The following is a 20,122-nucleotide window of genomic DNA, read 5'->3' on the forward strand; positions in this document are numbered from 1 at the left end:
GAGCGGCGGCGAGACGTTCTCGGTGGAGACGAAACATGACTTGATGGGCAATGTCATCGAGCGAAAGACCTCCCGCGGACACCACCAGACCTGGGTGCGCGACGTCGCTGGCCGCGCGCTGCGGGTGACGCTCGACGGCAACGAGCAGCTCGGCGTCGTCCGCGACGCGCTCGGGCGAGAGACCGCTCGCTATTTGCCCGGCGGCGGGCGTGTTCCGCGCGGGCAGGTGCTGGCGCGCACCGACGTCCACGGGCAGGGCGAGCACTTCCGGTACGACGCGGAGGGCAACGTGCGAGAGCTCGGCCCCGGCGCGCCGGAGCGCGAGTACGGGCGTGGCAACGTGCTGCTCCGGCGCGGCCCCGTGTCCTATGTGTGGGACGGCGACGGGAGGCTGATCAAGCGCCGCGTGGTCATGCCGAGCGGTCAGGAAGCCACGACGAGCTACGAGTGGAACGGCGCGGGTCTCCTGAGCGCGGTGGTGCGCCCCGACGGCGTCCGGATCGAGCATGTCTACGATCCCTTTGCCCGACGCCTCGAGAAGCGCGTGGTCAGGCGAGACGAAGGCGGGCGGATGGATACGCTGTCCACGACGCGCTTCGTCTGGGATGGGGACACGCTCGTTCATGAGATCAAGCGCGAGTGGGGCCCGGAGGGCGATCGGGTCACCCAGGAGAGAACGTACTGCACCGACGAGGAGACGTCGGCGCCGTGGGCGCAGAAGGACGCCAGGAGCGGCGAAGGCGACGCCGTGTCGACCGAGTGGTACTATTACCTGAACGACCCTGTCGGCAGACCAGAACGCCTGCTCGACGCCGCCGGGAATGTCGCCTGCGAGCTCGACCGCACGGTGTGGGGCGCCGCGCGCCCGCGGGAAGGCGCGCGCACGGAGACGCCGCTGCGGTTCCTCGGGCAGTACTACGACGACGAGACGGGGCTCGCGTACAACCGCTATCGCTACTACGACCCCGCGGTAGGACGGTACATCAGCGTCGACCCGGTCGGGCTGCTCGGCGGGCAGAACGGGTTCTCCTATGCGGGGAATCGGCCCACGAAGATGGTGGACCCGACGGGGTTGATGTTCTCGACCACCACGGGACGGCAGGACGCGAACGGCAATCCGCGGCCTGACATCCAGGGGAAGAGCTCGACCGTCCAGAGCGACGACGACCTCGACCCGGCGCTGAAGGACGCGGTATCGAACGCCCGCGAGAAATTCAGGGACCCTGACAAGCCGGAAAGCGATCCTCGAAACCTGGACGCCGGCGGCAAGGTCAAGCCGAACCCGTCCAGCAAGGCGGTCAGGTGCGCCGAGATCGACGGGTTGAACCAGCAGGCAAAGGACATCCGGCAGCGCCTTGGCAAAGATGCGAACGGCAGGGATTGCGAGAAGTGGGCGAAGATGTCCGAGGCCGAGCGAAATGCCCGGATCCGGAACGAGCTGCGTGAGGAATACCGCCGCGGCGCGAAGATTGAGGCACATTCGAACAAACAGAAACCCAAGGCATCGTCGGAGAAGCCTTGCCCGTTCTGCGCGCAGGTCTTCCGTGAGCTGGGCATCCACCCGGAGAATATCAATGCTGACCCGAATAAGGATGTGTCCGACGAGGCCAAGAAGAGAGCTGGGCTCACTGCGGATGATGCCAAGGGCGGTGTCATATACAATGGGAAAACGTGGGATCACAAGAAAGATGGCGTCTACGAGCCGGACAGGAACGATCCGGGGAAGAACGTGGCGCGGGAGAATCCATCCGCGACCAATGTCGTCCCCAAGCTGAACCCGGACGGCTCGCAGCAGAAGAACTCGCGCGATCCGAACGCATTCCTGGACGAGCACGGCAATTACAGGCGACCGGACAAGCCGCCGCCGCCGCCGGATCCGAAGTTCGCACCGCCTGAGGACGTCAGCACCGATCCGACCCGAAACCGGAAGAAAAAATGACAGGCATCGGCGAAGAGGCTGCGTTTTCAGGTTTGCTCACCGGGCTAGAGCGCGCGCCGGACGCGGTCTGGCACGTCACGCGGGCCCTTCTCGCCTCTCCGGCGGTCGCGGCCTGGCTCCACGGCGAGCCGCGTCCTCACGCCTCGCCCGAACAGGGCCCGTGGTCAGCGCTGGAAGAGCTCTGGGTGAGCTCCCGCCCAGGCGAGCGGGCCTTGCTCAGGGCTTCTGCGTGCTCAGGCACGAGCGCTCTGCTCGGCGCGTTCTGTCTTCATCTCACGCGGAGAGGGCTGGCCCGCGTGGCGTTCATCCCGATCTCGGTCCACAGCGGCATGGCGGATCCCTCGATATGGGTCGCCGCGCTGCATGCGCGGCTCCGAGCATTGACCTCCAGAAAGGCATCCGAGCGCGCGCTCACTCCTCGCGTGGCAGATGACATCCGACCGATCCTCGACGGTGACGAGAACCCCGAGGTGCCGCTGCTGATCGTCCTCGACGGTGCCCACGAGAACGACGACCCGGCGGTATGGTCGCGCATCGGATGGTCAGCCGGGCTGCCCGGGAACGTCCGCGTGTGGGTGTCTGCGGACAACGACCCCGGTGTCACGGCCGCCCGATGGGGTGAGGCCCTTCATTGGTTGAACGATTGGTCTGATGTCGTCCTGGAGATGCCGTCGGAGCGCTCCGTCGCGGCGTTGCCCGGTGACGTCGACGCGGATACCGTGTGCGTCTTGAGCGCTGCCAGCGGGCCGATAGCGGAGGCAGAGCTGGTCCAGATCGTGGGCGGCGATCAGGCCGAGACCCGAGTGTCTGCCACGTTGCGGAAGCTCGAGCCATGGCTCTGTCACACAACCCATGGCGCCGCGTTCCTGCATCGACGTCTCGGGAAAGATCTCGCTCTGCGCTTGAGCCATCTGGGCGATGCCCGTGGTCAGGCGCTCTTGACCGCACATGTCCGGGCGACTCTCGATAGCTACTCCGAAGGGAGCATCGCCCCTGTCGCTCGATCGGAATACGTCATTCGATACGGGGCGATGCACTTCCTGCGACACGATGCCACGGCGGAAGAGCTCGATCGCGTGATCGCCGAGCCGATGCGCGCCGCCTGGGAACCCCTGGATGGCGGTGCGTTCGGCTTTCGTGCGCTCGTCGTCGCCGCGTGGCGGCGAAGCCACGCAGCGTTCGGCGAAGCGACGTCGGAAGCCTCGCGCGGCCGTTGCATGGTGCAGGCGCTGCGGTTGCGAACTATCTTCGAGCAGCTCATCACTTCGTTCGTGCACGCTCTCCCGGACGTGGTTGGCGGTGCCATCCACGAGGGGATCTTTCGACCGGGCGCAGGCATCGAACTCGCCAGGCCGCTGAGCGAGAAAGACAGGCTGCGGCTGTGGAGGGCGGTCCGGCCCGCCGTGTCCGAGGCGGATGTGGTATGGCCAACACCATTTCTGCACGAAGCAGAACGCGCCGTCGCAGGGATCGAGGCCGCCGGCGCGACCGAGACCCCCTCGGCATACGCGCGAGACCGCAGAGGCTTCGTATTGCGCGAGTTGAAATGGCGTCGTGTCGTGAAAGCGCTCGTGATCGGCGCGCTCCGGCGTATCGCCGAGCGGTTGCGCTTCCCCGCGCGGGAGGAGGTTCTGCTGCTGGCGGCCAGGCGCCTCGCCGGGATCCATCCAGAGCGCCGTGCGTTCTGGGCTGCCCTGCTGGCGCCGCTCTACCCCGAGGAGCGCCGCGCTGAGCGACTCGAAGACGTGGACGCGCAAATCTCCGTCTTACCGGAGCTCGGAGATCGCCTTGAAGTGTTGACGGAGCGGCTCCTGGGGACCTCGGCGGGAGCGAGCGCGATCGTTCAACGAGCCATGGGATGGCTGCTGTCCTCCGAACGGTTTCCGCTCACGGCGCAGCGCTTTCTCTTTCATATTCCCGAGAGTGAATGGAACCGATGTGTTCCCGACGAGGCCCGAGCGCTCGTCCGTCGCTGGCAAGGCGAATCGCGAGGATCCGCGGATTCGCTCGGGCCGCTCCGCTGCGGGCAGCTGCCTCCGTGGCTCGCGGCCGAGGTGCAGGATGCTCCCCTCGCGGAGGTGAAAGAGCGGACGGACGTCTCCGACCGCAACTACGTCGCCTCCGAGCTCGTCTCCTTCGTCACGGCGGACGTCCGCGCGGAGCTGGCACGCATGTTCTTCTCGGAGCCGCCAGAGGCCTTTCGCGGCGAGGGCCGCGCCATCGAGAACTGGGCGGAATCGGCGACGCTGGAGGAGCTCCGTTACATTCACCAGAAGGTGTTGCCGTGCATGGGCTCTCAGATTGACGACGCGCTCGCGGCGCTCTCTCTCCGTGCAGTGGAGCTCGGCGACAGAGACCTTGCGACCAGCTTTTGTGCCGCGATGGAACGGGACGACGACCGGCATCAGGCCGAGCTGGAGATCGCGCTCGCTCTGGGCTCGTTTTCCGACGTGGAGCGCCTCGTGCGTCCGGACCTGGAGGACGAGGAAGCGTCTGGAATGCTCGAGATGGTAGGGAAGGCGCTGAAGAGCGAGGAGCACGCGGCTCGCTTCGCGGAGCTCGTGCGCGGCGCTGCTCGAGCATCGAACAGGCTGTCTGCGTGGGCGACCGTGTTCCCGTCGCTCTCCCCGGAAGCGAGGGAGAGCTTGTCCGCCGTCGTCGCCGACACGGTGAAAGAGGCGCTCCGCGAGCCCCCCGAGGAGTCCGACGGCTCGCTCTGCCGCATGTTCCCGTGGATGTCAGAAGAGAGCCTGTGCGACGTATGGCGAGAGCGCGCCTCACCCGACGCGTGGCGCCCCACGATCGCCGAGATCACGCCTCTCTTCACGTACGATCGACGTTATGACAACGGCTCGTGCCTGGACACGCTCCTCCTGCGTCTGGGAGGTGAAGCCGCCCTCGTGGCCTGGGCCAGGACGCTCGCCGAGGTCGACGACTGGTTCTCGGAGATCGGGCCCGGGTCGGAGTGATCGCGCGGGCCCGCGGCGATGTGGCCATCGCCGCCTGGGTTACCGATTCAGCTCGTCACTCCCGGACGACGCCCCCTCCGGCCGCGCTGCCGGAGCCCCAGGGACGCCGCGAGCAGCGCCGTCAGCGCGAGGGCACCCCCGGACGGCGCGCGGCTCGCCGAGCGGCAGCTACAACCAGCCGGCTCGCCCGACTCCTCGCCGGAGGTGCCCCCCGACGACGCCTGGGCGGCTGACGTTGAGCTGGGGGACCCTCCACCCGTGGCCGTGCCCGTCGAGGGCGCTCCTCCGGAGCCGGAGCCGGAGCCGGCGCCACCGCCGCTGCTGGCGCTGACGCTGCTGACGCTGCCGTCGCCGCCGCCGCTCGTGCTTCCCCCCGTGCCACCCCCGCCGGCGCCCTCGCCCCCGACGGGCGAGAACTGCCAGAAGTTCATGTTGAAGAGGTTCGACCCGCCGCCGGTGAAGACGAGATAGAGATCGTGCACGCCTGCGGCGCCGTCGACCGCACACGACACGTCGCTCCACTTCTGCCAGCCCCCCGTCGCCCCGACCGCGCAGGTGCCCACGAGCTTGCCGTCGCGCGCATCCAGGCGGAGCTCGATGCTGCCCCCCTCCGCGCCGCTCGCGACGCGCGCGCGGAAGCTCTCCGCCCCTTCGCCGAAGTCGACCCCGCGGAGGCGCACCCAGTCTCCGTTGTTGATGAGCGAGAGGTCCATCCCGCCCTCCTCGCAGCGCTCGGTCTCGATACCGCTCTGCGCGTTGAAGGTCTCGGCCTCGACGCGCGCGTAGGGGTCGAGGTTCGCGAGCTGCTTGAGCCCGTCCGTCGTGTAGGTCACCGGCACGATCGAGCCGTCTTCCTTGTAGGTGAACGACTCGATCCCGAGGTTCCGGCGATAGCCCGGGGGCTCGCCGGCGTCGTTGGCGACGGAGCGATTGTGGTAGGCGTGGTACCAGGAGCCGCCGAACTCGAAGATTGCCGCGTGGTTGTTGTTGTTGTTGTTCTTCGGCGGCTGGGGCCCCACCGTGCCGCGGTGGGTGAAGCCGGAGGTGGGGCTCGAGCTCGTGAGGTAGTCGATCCGCATGCCGTTCGCAGGGTTCGTCGAGTACGACAGATAGTAAACGCCGTTCCGCTTGTGCATCCACGAGGCCTCGAAGAAGTACGGGACCGTGATCGTGGAGGCCGAGCCCGAGACGCTCACCATGTCGTTGTTCAGCTTGATGACGCGCGCGTTCTGCTCGCCGTTGCCGCCGAAGTAGAGGTACGCCTGGCCGTCGTCATCGATGAAGACCCCCGGATCGAAGAGCCAGATGTTCTGGCCCGAGGCGCCGGGGGTGCTCGAGGTGATCAGGGCGCTGCCCTTCGCGTCTCTGAACGGTCCGGTCGGGCTGTCGCTCTTGGCGACGCCGATACCTGATCCGTTGTTGGCGAAGTACATGTAGATGTTGCCGTTGCGCTCCACGAGCGAGGGGGCCCACGTGTTGGCCGCCCAGGAGGCGTCGCGGGGCACGCGGATCACTTCCCCGTGGTCGGTCCAGTTCTTCAGGTCGCTGCTCGAGATGGCCACGAACGAGGCCATCTTGTAGCCGTCGTCCGAGCCGTCCTGTTTGACGTTGTCGTCGTCGTTCGAGGCGTAGAGGTAGACCCGCCCGTCGTGCACCAGCGAGGCCGGATCGGCGAGGTAGCGGTGCGAGGCGATGGGGTAATCGGCCAGCGCGGAGGGGCTCGCGACGAGCCCGACCGAGGTGAGCGCGAACCCGCAACAAGCCATTCTCGCCAATGTACGTGAGCGACGCATGTTCACCTTACCTGTTGGTCCAGAGCCCTTGATCACGGCCGCTCGGGCGGCGCTTCGCCCCCGAACTGGTACAGGCGAGGTCCCGAGCGCAGGCTTCCAGGGCGAAGCGAAAGGATATCCCTGGGGGCAAAATGTGAACGTTCACATGGCCGATGTCAATCAAAATCCGGCGCGCGGTGAGCCTCGGCACCTCTCGACGCCGGCGCTGAGCGGCGCCCGACTCGAGCGCGGGTGTCCTCAGCTCGTCGCGCTCTGGTCGATGAGCGCCTGCCACTGCGCCTTGAGCGCCGGATCGGCCTCGAGGCGCTCATGCCAGATCCTGTGCAGCGCGACCCAGCTCTGCGGGGTCAACCCATAGTGGCTCTGGATCTGCGGGATGTGATTCGGATGGTCGCGCAGGTCGGCGCACAGGCGCGCGTACCGCGCGAGGGAGATGCGCGCCACGCGGCGCATCGTCTCGTCGTCCTCCATGCCGGCGTGCGCTTGTGCGGTGGGCTCCGCGGGCGTGGGGCTCGCGGACGGCTCGGCGGCGCTTGGCTGAAGGAAGGGCAGGGCCCAGCTCCCCGTCGGGATCTGGGGCGGTTGCGGAGCGATATCCCCCCTGGCGGGCCGCGATGGCGCGGGGGATTGGCCCGGACGAGCGAACGGCAGGGCGTTGTCGGCGGCCGGCGAGGGGGTCGGTCGCGAGAACGGCAGGGGATTGGCGGCCGGCGGCGGGGAGGCCGGGCGAGAGAAGGGCAGGGGATTGGCGGCCGGCGGCGAGGAGGCCGGGCGCGAGAAGGGCAAGGCGTTGTCGGCCGGAGGCACAGGGGCCGTTTGCGAGAAGGGCAGGGGATTGGCGGCGGGCGGCGAGGAGGCCGGGCGCGAGAAGGGCAAGGCGTTGTCGGCCGGAGGCACAGGGGCCTGTCGCGAGAAGGGCAAGGCGTTGTCAGCTGCAGGCACAGGGGCCGGTCGCGAGAAGGGCAGAGCGGCATCGAGCGGAGGCAACGGGGCCGTGCCTGAAAAGGGCAAGGCTCTGTCGGCCCCCAGCGCGCCGACCGTGCCGATGGCCGTCCTCTCCATCTCCGGGCTCTCTGCCGGTGATGCAGTCGTGCCCTCGACCGCGGGCGCGCTCGACACGTCTTGACGGAACGGCAGCGCATCCCGGCCCGGGAGAGGCGTCGTGCCGAGGAGCGTCATGCGGGCTCGCGGCGCCGTCGATGGCCGCTCCAGCCTTGGCATGGGCAGCGGCGACGGCACCGCCGGCAGCAGCGACGGCGAAGGCATGACCGGCGGCAACGGCGAAGGCACGGCCGGCGGCAACGGCGAAGGCATTGCCGGCGGCAACGGGGAAGGCTGCACGACCGCGGGCAGCGGCGCGGCGGCATTCAGCCTGGCCCAGGGAGATCGCGCAGCCCCCTCGTCGCTCACGCCCGCGGCGGGCGGCGGCGTCGCCCCATCCAGAGGCGCCCCCTGCAGCGGGGCGATGCGCGCAGCAGGGGCCACCGGCATCGGCCCTTCCAGCTTCCTGGGCGCGCCACGCGCCTTCTCCTCGGCGCGGCGCTTCTGCGCGGCGACGAGCTCCAGGTACCGGCGGCTCGATCGCAGCTGCCCGCGCGCGGCCTGCGCGGCGAGCCTGGACATCCACCGCTCCCGCGCCGCCTCCCACGCGGCGGCCGAGAGCCCCGCTTCGGCGAGCACCTCGTCGCGCGGCAGGCCCGCCTCGAGGGCCCCGGCCACGGCGGCGAGCTCCTCGAGCCGGATCGATCGGACCTCCTCGTCGCGCTCCACCATGTCCACGAACATACCCCCTCATCACCGCCGGCCGGCGCGCCGCGGCGGCCCGGCCGACGTCGCCTCGCGGCCGTCCCGGTTACCTCATCGCCCGCTGAAACCGCGCCAAGAGCGCGTCGTCCTCGAGCATCGCCGCTGTCCATCGCTGCTGCGCGCTCAGGTAATCCTCGAGCGTCAGATCCAGGCGGCTCAGCACCGTCGCCATGTCGGTGCCGCGCTTCATCGCGCGAGCCGCTTCGAGGAAACGCTCGAACGACAGATCGCCCTTCGATCGGGCGCGCTGGACCCTGGCGAACGTCTCGGCGAAAGCGACGACGAGCGGCGGCACGCCCGCCTCCTCGCCGTCGTCGTCGTCCGCCTCGGAGAGCCGCGCCTGCCAGGCGTCGTCCAGTGCCTCCCAGCCGGCCTCGTCGAGCCCGTGCGCCGCGAGGAGCGCCGCGCGGTCGGCGCTCGGGTCCGCGAGCCGGGCGGCCAGCGTCGCGTACGCCTCGACGTCGTCGACGCCCTGCGCGCTCTGCGGAGGTTCCTTCATCGTCCGGCCAGGCTACCTCAGCGCGCGTCTTGGGGCCTCCTTCGCGCAGGTGTATTCATGGCGCGTGTCCTTCTCATACCTGCCCTTCGTCGCGCCCGGCGGTCAGGAGGGGCAGCCCTCCGCGCCCGCCGGCACGGACGTGCTCGCCCACGACAAGCTCGAGAACGCGCACGCCGCGCTCCGCTGCGCGGCGCTGTCGCTCGAGCACGACGTCGAACCCGTGACCGACCTGACCGGGCCCGCGCGCGCCCTGGAGCGTGCCCTCGGCGCGATCTACGACGCCTTCGACGGCCGCGCCGAACCCCTCGGCGCCGTGCGTGCCGCCCTGGCGGAGACCGACGACATCGCCGCGCAGATCGGGCAGGCGATCGGGCTCGATGCCGGCTTCGCCGCGGTGGACGAGCTGCTCCGGAGCGCGCGCGGCTGGCTCGAGCAAGCGGCGGCGCGGCTCGCCCTCGTGCCGCCGGCGCCGCCGCTCGACCTGCCGCCGATCCTGGCGAGCCGCGACCGGCCGCGGTTGCACGCGGTCCAGCGGGCGTCGCTCGCGCCGCTCATCAAGGTCCCGGAGCCGCCCCCGGCCGAGCTCGTCGCGAAGCCGCCGCCGCCGATCCCGCCGCCGCGCACGTTCGAGGAGCTCAAGGCCGCCGTCGAGGCGCTGAAGCAGCAGGCGCCCGCGCCCGGCGCGCTGCCCGCGGCGGCGGAGGCGCGGCCGCCCGCGGCGGGCCCGGAGGAGAGAGCTCCGCGCCCCGCGCCGCCGGGCTTCGCGCCGGAGATCGGCGACGCGATCAACGATCTCGCCTTCCTCCGCGCCCGCGCCCGCGAGTGCTTCGAGGAGGTCGCGATGGTCGGCATGCAGCGGGCGCCGCTGCTCGGCGACCCCTTCCGCGGGGCGCTGGTCCTCGAGCGGCGCATGCTCGCGGCCATCGACGTGATCGCGGCGATCGGGGCGCCGGCGCTCGAGCACGTGCCGCGGCTCGTGGCCGACGCGCCCGTGAAGGACGCGAGCGTCGCGTTCGCGAGCGCGATGGTGCTCGGCTGCTTCGCCGGCCGCGACGCGCTCGCCGCGGCCGAGCTCGCGCTGCTCCGGAGCGGCAAGGACAGGGCGTTCATCGACGCGCTGGGCGCTGCCTTGAAGCTCGTCCCGCACGAGCTCCTGCCGCTCGCGCTCCGCAGCCTGCTCCGCGAGCCCGAGCCGCTGGTCCGCGCGATGGCGATCGACGTCCTGGCCTACCGCGGCTTCGCGACAGAGGACGAGCTCGTCGCGGCGGCGTCGGACGACGCGGCCCCCGTGGCGGCGTGCGCGCTCCACCACCTCGGCTGCACGCCGGGCGCCCGCTTGCCCGAGCTGATCCAGCGGGCCCTCGCGGCGCCGGACCCGGCGCTCCGCGAGGCCGCCTGGACGGCCATGGCGCTCTCGGATCACCCGCACGCCCCGCTCGCGCTGCGCGGGGCGCTGGACGAGGCCGACGGCGCGGACGCCGCGGCGCTCCTGCTCGCGCTCGCGGGCGACGAGGCCGACGCGCGGCTCCTCGCCTCGCGCGCCGCCGAGGCGCCGCGCCGCGGGCTGATCTTCGCGGTGGGCTGGGCCGGCGCGGCCGCCGCGGTGCCGCTGCTCATCGACCTGCTCGAGCGCGACGTCGACGGGGACGTGAAGCTCGCCGCGGCCTACGCGCTGGAGCGGATCACCGGCGCGGGGATGTGGGACGAGGTCGCGGTGGCGGACGAGGAGATCTTCGTCGCCGATCCGCCCGAGCCCGACGTGGGCGAGCCTCGCGAGCTCAAGCTCGCGCAGCTGGTCAGCGATCCCAACGACCTGCCCGAGGCGCCGGCGCCGGAGATGGAGGAGCAGCCCACGGTGGACGCCGCGCGCTGGCGGGCCTTCTGGCGCGAGCGCTGCCAGGGCTGGGACATGAGCGCGCGCTACCGCCGCGGGCGCCCCTACACACCCGACGTCGTGCTCGACGAGCTGGACACGGGGCGGGTCACCCCGGGCGAGCGCCGGCTGCTCCAGCGCGAGCTGATCATCCGCACCGGGCACCTCGTGCGCTTCGATCCGCACGACTTCGTGGTGGCGCAGGAGGAGGCGATCCAGGCCTGGCGGCCGATCGCGGCGCGCGCTTCCGGCGCCCCGGGCCGCTGGACGCGGCCCCGCCGGCGCGTAGGGTAAACGGCGCGTCGGCGCGCGGACGCACGCGAGCCGAGCGCGAAGAGGGGCGCGGTGCCCGCCAGGGGGGATGCATGGAGCGACGCGGACTTCGGAGGAGCAGCTGGCGGCTGGTCATCTCGGCCTCGGCGCTCGGCGCCGCGCTGAGCGCGGCGTCCCCGGCGAGGGCCCAGTCCAAGGAGGAGCTCGCGGAAGCACGGGCGCTCTTCCAGGAGGGGGTCGCGCTCAGCGCGGCGAACCACTGCGCCGCGGCGCTCGTGAAGTTCCAGGCGGTGGCGGGCGTGCGGCGGACGCCGCAGGTGCTGTTCAACATCGCGGAGTGCGAGGCGCGGCTCGGCAAGCTCGTCTCGGCGCTCGGCAACTACCGCATCGCCGCGGCCGCGGCCGACGGGGACCCCCGGGCGAACGACGTGAGCGCGAACGTCGGCGCGCGGATCGAGGACCTCGAGGCGCGCATCCCGAGGCTCGCGATCCACCGGGGCGCGGGGGCGCTCACCGCCACGATCCTGCTCGACGGCGCCGCGCTCGGCGCCTCGGAGATGAGCGCCGACATCCCGGTCGATCCAGGGCCCCACGTCATCTCGGCCCGGGTCGGCGATCGCGAGGCGGCGCGGGAGACCGTCACGCTCGAGGAGCGGGACGCGAAGACCGTGGAGATCGCGATCGCCGATCCGCCGGCGGCGCTGCCGCCCGCGAGCGCGTCACCGGGAGGCGCGCCCGCGGAGGTGCCGCCGAGGGCCACGCTGGAGGGCCTGCCGGCGACGCGTCCGTCGAAGGCGCCGGGGCTCGCGGTGCTCGGCGCCGGGATCGCGAGCGGCGCCGTGGGTGGGGTCTTCCTCGGCCTGCGCGCAGGCACGCTGAGCGATCTCGACGCGCTGTGCGGCGGCGACAGGAGCTGCCCTCCTTCCGCCAGGCCCGTCGCCGATCGAGGCCGGCTCTACACGGGCGTCGCCGAGGCGGCGATCGGGCTCGGTGTCGTCGGCGTCGCCGCGGGGATCACCCTGCTCGTGATGAGCGGCAGCGCGGCCGCGCCGGACGCGAGCGCCCGCGCAGCCGCCGCTGCGGCCGGGCGGCGCGCCCGCGCGGGCGTCCGCCGCGCGGAGGTCCTGCCGCAGGCGCCTGGCGCCGACCTCGCGGGGCTCAGCGTCGCCGGCAGCTTCTGAGGCCGGGCGCCCTCCGGGCCAGCGGGCGTGTCAGGTGCGGCAGCAGAACGTCCGTGGGCTCGCGCCGCGGGCCTGTCCGCGGGGCGTGCCGCCGCTCGGCAGGCACGCCCCGCCGGTGGGCGCGCCGACCGACGTCACCTTGCGGCCCACGACGGAGGGGTCATCCTCGAGATCCTTGCAGCTGCCCGCAGGCAGCTCCGTCACCCGCATCGAGCAGGTGTGCAGCTGCGCGTCGGAGTAGAGGGCGACGGTCGTCGGGCACGTCCCGCCCGATGGCGCGCCGCACGCGCAGTCGTCGTCGCAGCCGCGGCTGTCCTCGACGTCGGTGTAGAAGACATGCCGCTCCGTGTAGGGGCCCGGCGGGCAGACGGCGTCGCCGTCCCTGGCGATGCAGAGGCCGCCCTCGAACGGCGCGGCTGGCTTCGGCGCGCAGGCCTGGCCGAGGTTGCAGCCCCGTCCGAGCGGCTCGGCCGCGGCGCACGCGCGGCCGAGGCGAGTCCACCTGGGGTCCGGCCTCTGCACCTGCACGGCGCTCGGCGCGCACGCGCCGCCGGAGGCCGCGAGCGGGCTCACGCTGACCGAGACGGCGCACGGCGCGCCGGTGGTCGCCGAGCACTCCGTGTTGCTGCTCGGCCCGCAGGTCAGCCTGTCGCTGAAGACTCCATCGGGGCCTCTGCACACCTGGGCTTCCCAGCCGGGCGTCTCGAGCGGGAAGAGGCAGTGCGGCTCCGATCCGCAAGGCGCGTCCGCGACGGTGATCGTGATCCCGTCCACCGGATCGCAGCCTTGCCCCTCCGCGGGACCGCACGAGCACGCGCAGCTCGCCGGCGGCGCGGACAGGCCGCGGTTTCCGACGAACGGCGGCCCCGCGGCGAACTCGGGTGGGCAGCCCGGATCCATCGCGGGCTCGCCGTCGAACAGCGCGAAGTAGCCGCTCCAGCCCTCCGGCACGGCCGCCGTGCACACGAAGCCGCCGCACGCGGGATCGGCGCAGTCGATCCGGCCGTCGCCGTCGTCGTCGGCGCCGTTCGCGCAGTCCTCTGCCCCGTCCCCGCTGGAGCTGCGGCTGGCGCTCCCGGAAGGCTCGGGCTCATCGAAGGTGTACTCGGGGTACAGACAGGCGGCGGGAGCGGCCAGGGCGCCTGCGGCGCCGAGCCCGATGCAGGCCGTGAGGCGCGCTCCCCGGCCGACGAGAAAAGAGCCCACCGAACCACCTCCGTGACAGGTGGCCGCGCAGCGCCCGTTCGCGCTCGTGCCCCTGCCCAGAGGATATCGCGCCGCGCGGCGTGAGCCACGAGCGCCGCTCGAGCGACGTTCGCTGCGCGGCTACTTCTTGGCGGGCGCGGCCGGCTTCGCCGGGGCGGCGGGCGGCGCGCCCTTGGCCGGCGGCGCGCCCTTGGCCGGCGGCGCGCCCTTGGCCGGCGGCGCTTCGCCGGCCTGGCCGCTGTTGTACAGCTGGATCGCGCGATCGGTGAGCTCGAGATCGGCGCGGTAGTAGGGCACGGCCGACTTGTCGAGGATGAGGTCGTAGCCCTCCTGCGCCGCGAGGCGCCGGAGGAGGCCGAGCACCTTCTGCAGCATCGGCGTCGTGAGCTCGCTCTCCTTGCGCTGCATCTCGCGCTGGGCGTCGAGCGTCGTCGCCTGGAACTCGGCGGCCTGGCGCTGCCACGTCTCGAACCTGCGCTGGAGGACGTCCTTCGGCGTCTTGCCCGCCTGGGCCTCCTTGTCGAGCTTGTCCCGCTCGTCGTCGAGCGCGCGGCGCTTCGTGTCGAGCTCCACCTGGCGGCTGTCGAACAGCTTCTTGAGCGTCGCCTGGACGCGGAGCCCTTCCTCGGTCTCCAGCATGGCGCGGCGCACGTCGACGACGGCGATCTTCGACTGCGCGGACGCGGGCGTGGGCGACAGCAGCGCCGCGCTGCCGAGCGCCGCGGCCGCGAGCAGCGGCAGGACGCGCGCCGTGAGCCGTCGGCCCGAGGTCGGGCGGGCTGCCAGCGGAGCACCCTGGGTCGCGCCGGCCGGACGCGCAGGGGTGGAGAACGTGGAACAGCGCGCGACGAGCCGCTCAGGAGCGTTGTTTCGCATCGCGGATGGCCTTAGCTACCCGGCCACCCAACGTCAAGAACGTGGCGCGCCCTTCTCGTGCGCTGCCGCCGCCGCGCCCTCGGCGTGCGCGTCCTTGCTCTGCGCAGGGCTCGCGCTCCGGTGCGCTGCCGGGTCGTTGCTCGGCGCCTCGGCGCGCTCCTTCCGCCCCGAGGCGCCGGCGGTCTTCGTGACCTTGCTCCGCGACGGCGCCCCGGCGGCCCGCTGGGCGGACGCGTCCGCCGCGTGCGGCGGCCGCTGCGTCGAGGGCAGCGACCGGCCGAGGCGCTCTTGGGCGAGGGCGATCAGCCGCCCGACGTCGTCGTTCCCTCGAAGGAACGCGTCGCGCTGGCGGGGATCCCGCAGGGCCTCGACGCGCGCGGCCAGGGCGGAGAACGCGGCGTCGAGCGCGGCGTTCGCCTCCCGCTCCTCCCCGATCGCGAGGAGGGCCTCCACGAGCGTGACGCGGATCGCGTCGCTCCACTCCTCGATGGGCCCCCCCGCGAGGTGGCGCGATGCCTCGCGCGCCGCGTCGACCGCGGCCCTGAGCTCGCGGCGCGCCAGCTGGACGCGGGCCATCGCGAAGCTCGCCATCGCCTGCAGCGCGGCCGCGCGGTGCGCCGCCTCCTCGCAGAGCCAGCGCGCGACGGCGTGGGCGGTCGCGTGGTCGCCGGGGGCGCCGCGCCAGACGAGGAAGAGCGCCTCGTACAGACGACCGGCGAACCTGAGGCGGGAGATCTGGCACGCGTCGGCGATCTCGCTCGCCTGGCGCTCGAGCGCGACGCCCTCCTCGATGCTGCCGAGACGCGCGTGCGACATGCCGAGGTTGTGCAGCGCGAACCCCTCGATCGCCCGGAGCTTCCGGCTCCGCGCGTCGAGCAGCGCGCGCTCGAGCAGCGCCTGTGCCTCCTCGAACAGGCCGAGCTGGTTCAGCGCCGAGCCGGCGCTCAGGCGGGCCTTTGCCGCGATGACGGCGTCGCCGGCCACGTCGGCGTCCGCGACGAGCGACGCGCCCAGGGAGGCCGCGGCGGCCAGGTCGCCGGCGTGCATCAGCGCCGCCAGGTGGGCCTCCCGGGCGTGGAGGAGCGCGTCGGTCGAGCCGCTCCCGCGCGCGGCCTCCATGGCCGCCTGCGCGGCGCGGAGCGCCTCGGCGGGCCGGCCCAGCGCCGCGAGGGCGCGGACGCGCGACGCGAGGAGCTTCGCGCGGATCGCGGGTGAGAGCGCCGCCGCGAACTGCGGAGAGAGCGCGGACGCGGCGCGCGCGTCGCCCTCGGCGCTCCGGCCTGTCTCGATCATGCAGGTCGCCGCGACGACCTGCGCCTCGCCCCACAGATCCGAGCCGGGCAGCGCGAGGCGCGACGCCTGCTCCGCGGCGTCGAGCGCCTCGTCGAGGCGGCCGAGGAGCTCGAGGATCTCCCCGCGGCGGACCAGGAGCGCGGCGCGCGTGGTCCCCTCGGCCCCGCAGGCGAGCCCGCGCGTCGCGAGATCGAGCGCCTCGTCGAGCTCCGCGCCGCTCGCCGCCGTGTCCCGCGTCGCGCGCGCGTACAGCAGCGCGGCCCGCGCCTTGTCGCCGCCCGCCTCCGCGTGGCGCGCGATGAGCCCCGGATCGACGCCCGCGGACTCGAGCCAGGCGGCGGCGGCGATGTGGAGCGCGGCCCGGTCTTCCTCGAGGATCGACGCGTACGCCGCGTCGCGCACGACCGCCTGCCGGAACGTCCACTGCACCTGCCCCGGGACCCGCGGCTCCAGCTGGCGCGCGATCATCTCGCCCGCCTCCAGCTCGGCGAGCTCCGCGCCCACGGCGCGCTCGAGCAGCGCAGCGACGCCCGCCGTCCAGAAGACCTGGCCGAAGACGGAAGCGGCGCGCAGCGCCCCGCGCACCCCGCTCGACATGCGGTCGACGCGGACCTGCACCAGGGCCTGCACGCTGAGCGGCACGGCGTCCCGCCCCTCCGCCGCGGACCGGATGAGCTCCTCCAGGAAGAGCCCGTAGCCGCCGGCGCGCTGCACGATGGCCCCGCGCGTGGCCGGGTCGGCCTGCGGGAGGGCGTCCGCCACGAGCCGATCCGCGGCCTGCGGGGACAGCGGGGGGAGCGTCACACGGGTCACGTCGCGGTGCTCCCACAGCGACGGGAACCGGGCGGAGAGCTCGGGCCGCGCGAAGCCGAACACCCCGAAGCGGAGATCGGCGCAGCCGAGCAGCCAGTCGACGAGCTGGACGGTGGTGCTGTCGGCCCAGTGCATGTCCTCGATGACCAGGATCTGCGGCGTGGCCTCGGACTTCGAGCGGAAGAACGCCTCCACCGCCATCCGCGTGCGCGACTCCATGAGCTGCGGGCTCTCGCGGGCAGCGCGCAGCGGCTCGTTGTCCTCGTCCGGAAAGGGCACGCCGGCGAGCTCCCCGATGAAGCCGGCGAGGAAGCGGAGCGGGCGGGCCAGGCGCATCGCCACGTGGGCGCTCACCTTCTGCACCTGGTCCTCGAGGCGCTCGCAGTCGCGGACGCCCATGAGCGAGCGCAGGGCGCGGCCCAGCCCCGTGATGCCCGCGCCCTGGCTCATCGCGTCGCCGCGGCAGAGGAGGATGATCGGCGCGTGCGGCGCCGTCTCGAGGTGCTGGATCAGCTCGGCGCGTACGCCGCTCTTGCCGATGCCGGCGGGGCCTGTCACGAGCGCCGCGCGCGGCGCGCCGTCCTCGGCGAGCTGTTGGAAGATGCCCTGGAGCCTCGCGAGCTCGTGCTCGCGCCCGAGGGTCGCCGTGGAGAGCCCGGCGAGCTTGCGCGCGTCGAAGCCGGCGGCGTCCTCGTGGACGAGCACGCCGCCGCGCGCGTCCTCCTGGACCACGAACCGCCCCTCCAGCGCCGCGGTCGCGCGCGCGTCGATCCGGACCGCGCCGGGCGTCGCGTACTCCAGCTGCTGGGCAGCGCGCTCGAGCGCCTCGCCGGCGAGGCTCGCCCGGCCGCGGACGGCGTGCCCGATCGCGACCGAGGCCCGCGCGCCAGGCGTCGACCGGGCGACGGTCAGCGCCGCCCGCGCGGCGCGGGCCACCTCGTCGCCCCGCGAGCGCTCCACCCCGAGCGCCGCGACGAGCCTCCCGTCGGGGAGCGGCTCGAACCGCGGATCGTCGCCGAGGGCCTCGCGGAGCGCGGCGTCCACCTCGGGGCGGAGCGGCCCGGCGCCCAGCTCGAAGAGCGCGCAGGCGATCACGCGCCGCTCGCCGTTGGCGAGCCGCACCTGCGGCCGCTCGTCGCCCGGCCCGGCGGGCCCCGGCATGAGCTCCTGCGCGGCCGCGCGCCGGACGATCGAGGCGGACCTGTCGGTCGCGGGAGGATCGTTGTTCAGCTCCCCGACCCGCGCGAGCGCCCGCGCCAGCTCGCCGCCGTTCTCGTACCGCTGCTCGCGATCGCGGGCGATGGCGCGCGCGAGCACCTCGTCGAGGGCCTCGGGCACGTCGAAGCGGATCTGCTGCGCGCGCGGGGGATCCTCGATCGCGAGGCGGCTGAGCAGGGCGATCGCGTTCTCGGTCTCGAACACGTTCCTGCCCGTGACGAGGCGGAACAGGACGGCGCCCAGCGAGTACACGTCGGCCCGCGCGTCGACCGCCTCGCCGCGCGCCTGCTCGGGCGCCATGAAGTGCGGGGTGCCGATGATCGTGCCGCGCTCGGTGGGGCAGTCGTCCGGGACCGCGAGCTTCACGACGCCGAAGTCGATCAGCTTGATCGCGGTGCCCTTGCCGCGGACGAGGAAGATGTTGGAGAGCTTGAGGTCGCGGTGGACGACGCCGCGGGCGTGGATGGCGGCCATCGCGGCGGCGCTGCGCCGGACGACCTCCACCGAGTCGCGCATGCCGAGCGGCGCGCGCCGCTGGCGCTGCCCGAGATCCTCGCCGTCCAGCCACTCCATCGCGAAGAAGAGGCGCCCGTCGAGGCAGGTGCCGTGAGCGATGTACTGGACGATGTTGGGGTGCCGCAGATCGGCGAGGATCGCGATCTCGCGCGCGAAGCGGGCGCGCTCCTGGGGCGACGCGGCGGCGCGCAGGACCTTGAGCGCGACCGGGGCGCCGGTGGTCTGATCCGTGCCCTTGAAAATATCACCCATGCCGCCGCTTCGGCTGCGGGCTTCGATCATGAAGCGGTCGGTCGGGTCGGTGGACTCCGGGAGCACCGTCCGGATAGGCTACGCGAATCTCGCGTCTTCATGCCAGCGAGAAGGCGTTCTGCGCGGCGCGGAGCGCCGGCGGGCGACCTGGGCCGAAGCCCGAATCGCGCGCCATCGTCGTGCTGCTCCGCAGCGTGGCGCCTCCATGGGCGGCGCGAGCAAGCCACGGCGCTCGAAAATTCCAGCCAGCATCCGCGCCGTCCGCACCATCCTCCTGCCCGCGCGCGCCCCTCCGTGCGCTCAGAACCCCGCGAGGAGCCCGGCGCCGATGGAGGCGCTCGGACGCGGAGGTCTCAGCGCGCCGGCGATCGGGTGGTCGAGGAGCCCGAAGGAGACGAGGACCTCGGCGTGCGAATAGAACGAGAGCGCGTCGTTGAGCGCGAGCTCGATCCCGCCGCGGAGCCCGAGCCCCATGAACAGCAGAGACACGTCGGTGGCGGGGGCGGACCGATCGCCGACGTGCGCCACGCCCATCTCGACGAGAGCGCATGTGACGAGCAGGTCGGCCGTGTGAAGGCACGGAGCGAACGCCCCGCTCGCGTGCGTGCGCAGGTACGGCGATCTCACGCTCGTGCTCCCGCCGGGGCTCGGGGTGTACGGACTCGACACCTCGCCGTTTCCGCGCGCGCTTGGCTTCGAGACGGCGAACGTGCCCCGGCTCTCCAGCGAGAAGGACAGGCTCTGTGACCAGCGAACCCTGAAGAGCAAGGAGGCGCCGCCGAACAGCCCCTCGGGCACCCCGAGCCCCGCTATCGCGCCCGTGCCGACCCGCGCCGAACTCCATGGCTCGCCGGGCCCGCCCGCAGGCTCCGGGCGCGCCGGCGCGCTCTCTGGGCGAGGCGGCGCGGCGGGCGCTCGTTCGTCGCTCGCGAACGGCGTCAGCGCGAAGGAGATCGCGAGCGCGACGGTGTTGGTGAGCTGCTCGCAGGCGCCGTCTCCGTGCGAGAGGTCGAAGCCCCGGCCGGAGACCCGCCCGTCGGCGTTCCGGTAGGTGGTCGTCGCGACGACGTGGGCGCCGTGAGGCCTGATCGCGACGTCGACCTCCTCGGTCGCGTCCTCGCGGAAAGGATCGTACCCGACGCGCAGCCGGATCCGCTCGCGCAGCGCGCGCTCTCCAGGGCACGAGGCCGCTTGCGCACCCTCGCTGTAGCGCAGCCGCAGCGCGCGGCGCGCCGGCTCTGCCGCGAGCGAGGGCGCGCTGAGCAGCAGAGAGGCGAAGGCGATCATGCAGAGAAACGAGCGTGCCATATCCCCGATCAGCGGCTCCGATAGACGAGCCATTCGTGGCCGCCATGAAGCCCTCTCGAGCCAAAGCACGTCAAGAGCTCACGTCGCTTCTCTTTGCGAGCCCGGCAAGCATCAATCGAAGTGATAATCGAAGCCCGTGAATTGTAATGGCCGCGAAATCGCGATGATGCGCGAGCGGGATCCGAATCCGTGACGAGAGTGATCACTCGCCCGTATACACGTGGGCAGCCGACCCGCGCGGAGCATGAGGAGCCGTCGGGACTGGTGGCAATGCAGACACGCTGTCTGCAGTGGCCTGCGCGCGGCG

12 protein-coding genes are annotated in these 20,122 nt (G+C 72.7%); 4 read left to right on the top strand and 8 right to left on the bottom strand.

Annotated features, from left to right (window positions below):
• Positions 1-22 precede the first annotated feature (22 nt).
• Complete coding sequence (locus POL72_RS26355; protein ID WP_272098331.1) at positions 23-1,939, top strand: RHS repeat-associated core domain-containing protein; 1,917 nt, start codon at positions 23-25, stop codon at positions 1,937-1,939.
• Positions 1,940-2,481: 542 nt separating this feature from the next.
• Here the strand turns inward: POL72_RS26355 and POL72_RS26360 are convergent.
• Positions 2,482-3,696 (bottom strand): hypothetical protein, encoded by a 1,215-nt coding sequence (locus tag POL72_RS26360; RefSeq protein ID WP_272098332.1) that lies wholly within the window; start codon positions 3,694-3,696, stop codon positions 2,482-2,484.
• Between the two features lie 297 nt (positions 3,697-3,993).
• Here POL72_RS26360 and POL72_RS26365 point away from each other — a divergent pair, with 297 nt between their 5' ends.
• Positions 3,994-4,908, top strand: a complete 915-nt coding sequence (locus tag POL72_RS26365; RefSeq protein ID WP_272098333.1) for a hypothetical protein — start codon at positions 3,994-3,996, stop codon at positions 4,906-4,908.
• A gap of 47 nt (positions 4,909-4,955) precedes the next feature.
• On the opposite strand, the gene POL72_RS26370 is transcribed toward POL72_RS26365, so the two are convergent.
• The 3 genes from POL72_RS26370 to POL72_RS26380 all read right to left on the bottom strand — a co-directional run bounded on the left by POL72_RS26370 (position 4,956) and on the right by POL72_RS26380 (position 9,006).
• Positions 4,956-6,674, bottom strand: coding sequence for a glycoside hydrolase family 43 protein (locus tag POL72_RS26370; protein ID WP_272098334.1), 1,719 nt, complete (start codon positions 6,672-6,674; stop codon positions 4,956-4,958).
• 264 nt (positions 6,675-6,938) lie between these two features.
• Complete coding sequence (locus POL72_RS26375) at positions 6,939-8,486, bottom strand: hypothetical protein (protein WP_272098335.1); 1,548 nt, start codon at positions 8,484-8,486, stop codon at positions 6,939-6,941.
• Positions 8,487-8,553: 67 nt separating this feature from the next.
• Positions 8,554-9,006 carry a hypothetical protein gene (locus POL72_RS26380; RefSeq protein ID WP_272098336.1) on the bottom strand — a complete coding sequence of 151 codons (453 nt, stop codon included), beginning with the start codon at positions 9,004-9,006 and terminating at the stop codon, positions 8,554-8,556.
• A gap of 64 nt (positions 9,007-9,070) precedes the next feature.
• Here POL72_RS26380 and POL72_RS26385 point away from each other — a divergent pair, with 64 nt between their 5' ends.
• Complete coding sequence (locus POL72_RS26385; protein WP_272098337.1) at positions 9,071-11,173, top strand: hypothetical protein; 2,103 nt, start codon at positions 9,071-9,073, stop codon at positions 11,171-11,173.
• Positions 11,174-11,244: 71 nt separating this feature from the next.
• Positions 11,245-12,333, top strand: coding sequence for a hypothetical protein (locus tag POL72_RS26390; protein WP_272098338.1), 1,089 nt, complete (start codon positions 11,245-11,247; stop codon positions 12,331-12,333).
• Positions 12,334-12,363: 30 nt separating this feature from the next.
• Here the strand turns inward: POL72_RS26390 and POL72_RS26395 are convergent, their stop codons facing one another.
• The 4 genes from POL72_RS26395 to POL72_RS26410 form a co-directional block, all read right to left on the bottom strand.
• A complete protein-coding gene (locus tag POL72_RS26395; RefSeq protein ID WP_272098339.1) occupies positions 12,364-13,539 on the bottom strand; it encodes a hypothetical protein in 1,176 nt (391 codons plus the stop codon).
• Between the two features lie 120 nt (positions 13,540-13,659).
• Positions 13,660-14,415 carry an OmpH/Skp family outer membrane protein gene (locus POL72_RS26400; protein WP_272098340.1) on the bottom strand — a complete coding sequence of 252 codons (756 nt, stop codon included), beginning with the start codon at positions 14,413-14,415 and terminating at the stop codon, positions 13,660-13,662.
• A gap of 33 nt (positions 14,416-14,448) precedes the next feature.
• Positions 14,449-18,507 carry a serine/threonine-protein kinase gene (locus POL72_RS26405; protein WP_272098341.1) on the bottom strand — a complete coding sequence of 1,353 codons (4,059 nt, stop codon included), beginning with the start codon at positions 18,505-18,507 and terminating at the stop codon, positions 14,449-14,451.
• Positions 18,508-18,807: 300 nt separating this feature from the next.
• Entirely contained in the window at positions 18,808-19,815 is a 1,008-nt protein-coding gene (locus POL72_RS26410; RefSeq protein WP_272098342.1) for a hypothetical protein, read from the bottom strand.
• Positions 19,816-20,122: the final 307 nt, after the last annotated feature.

The organism is Sorangium aterium (assembly GCF_028368935.1).
Classification (GTDB): Bacteria; Myxococcota_A; Polyangia; order Polyangiales; family Polyangiaceae; genus Sorangium; species Sorangium atrum.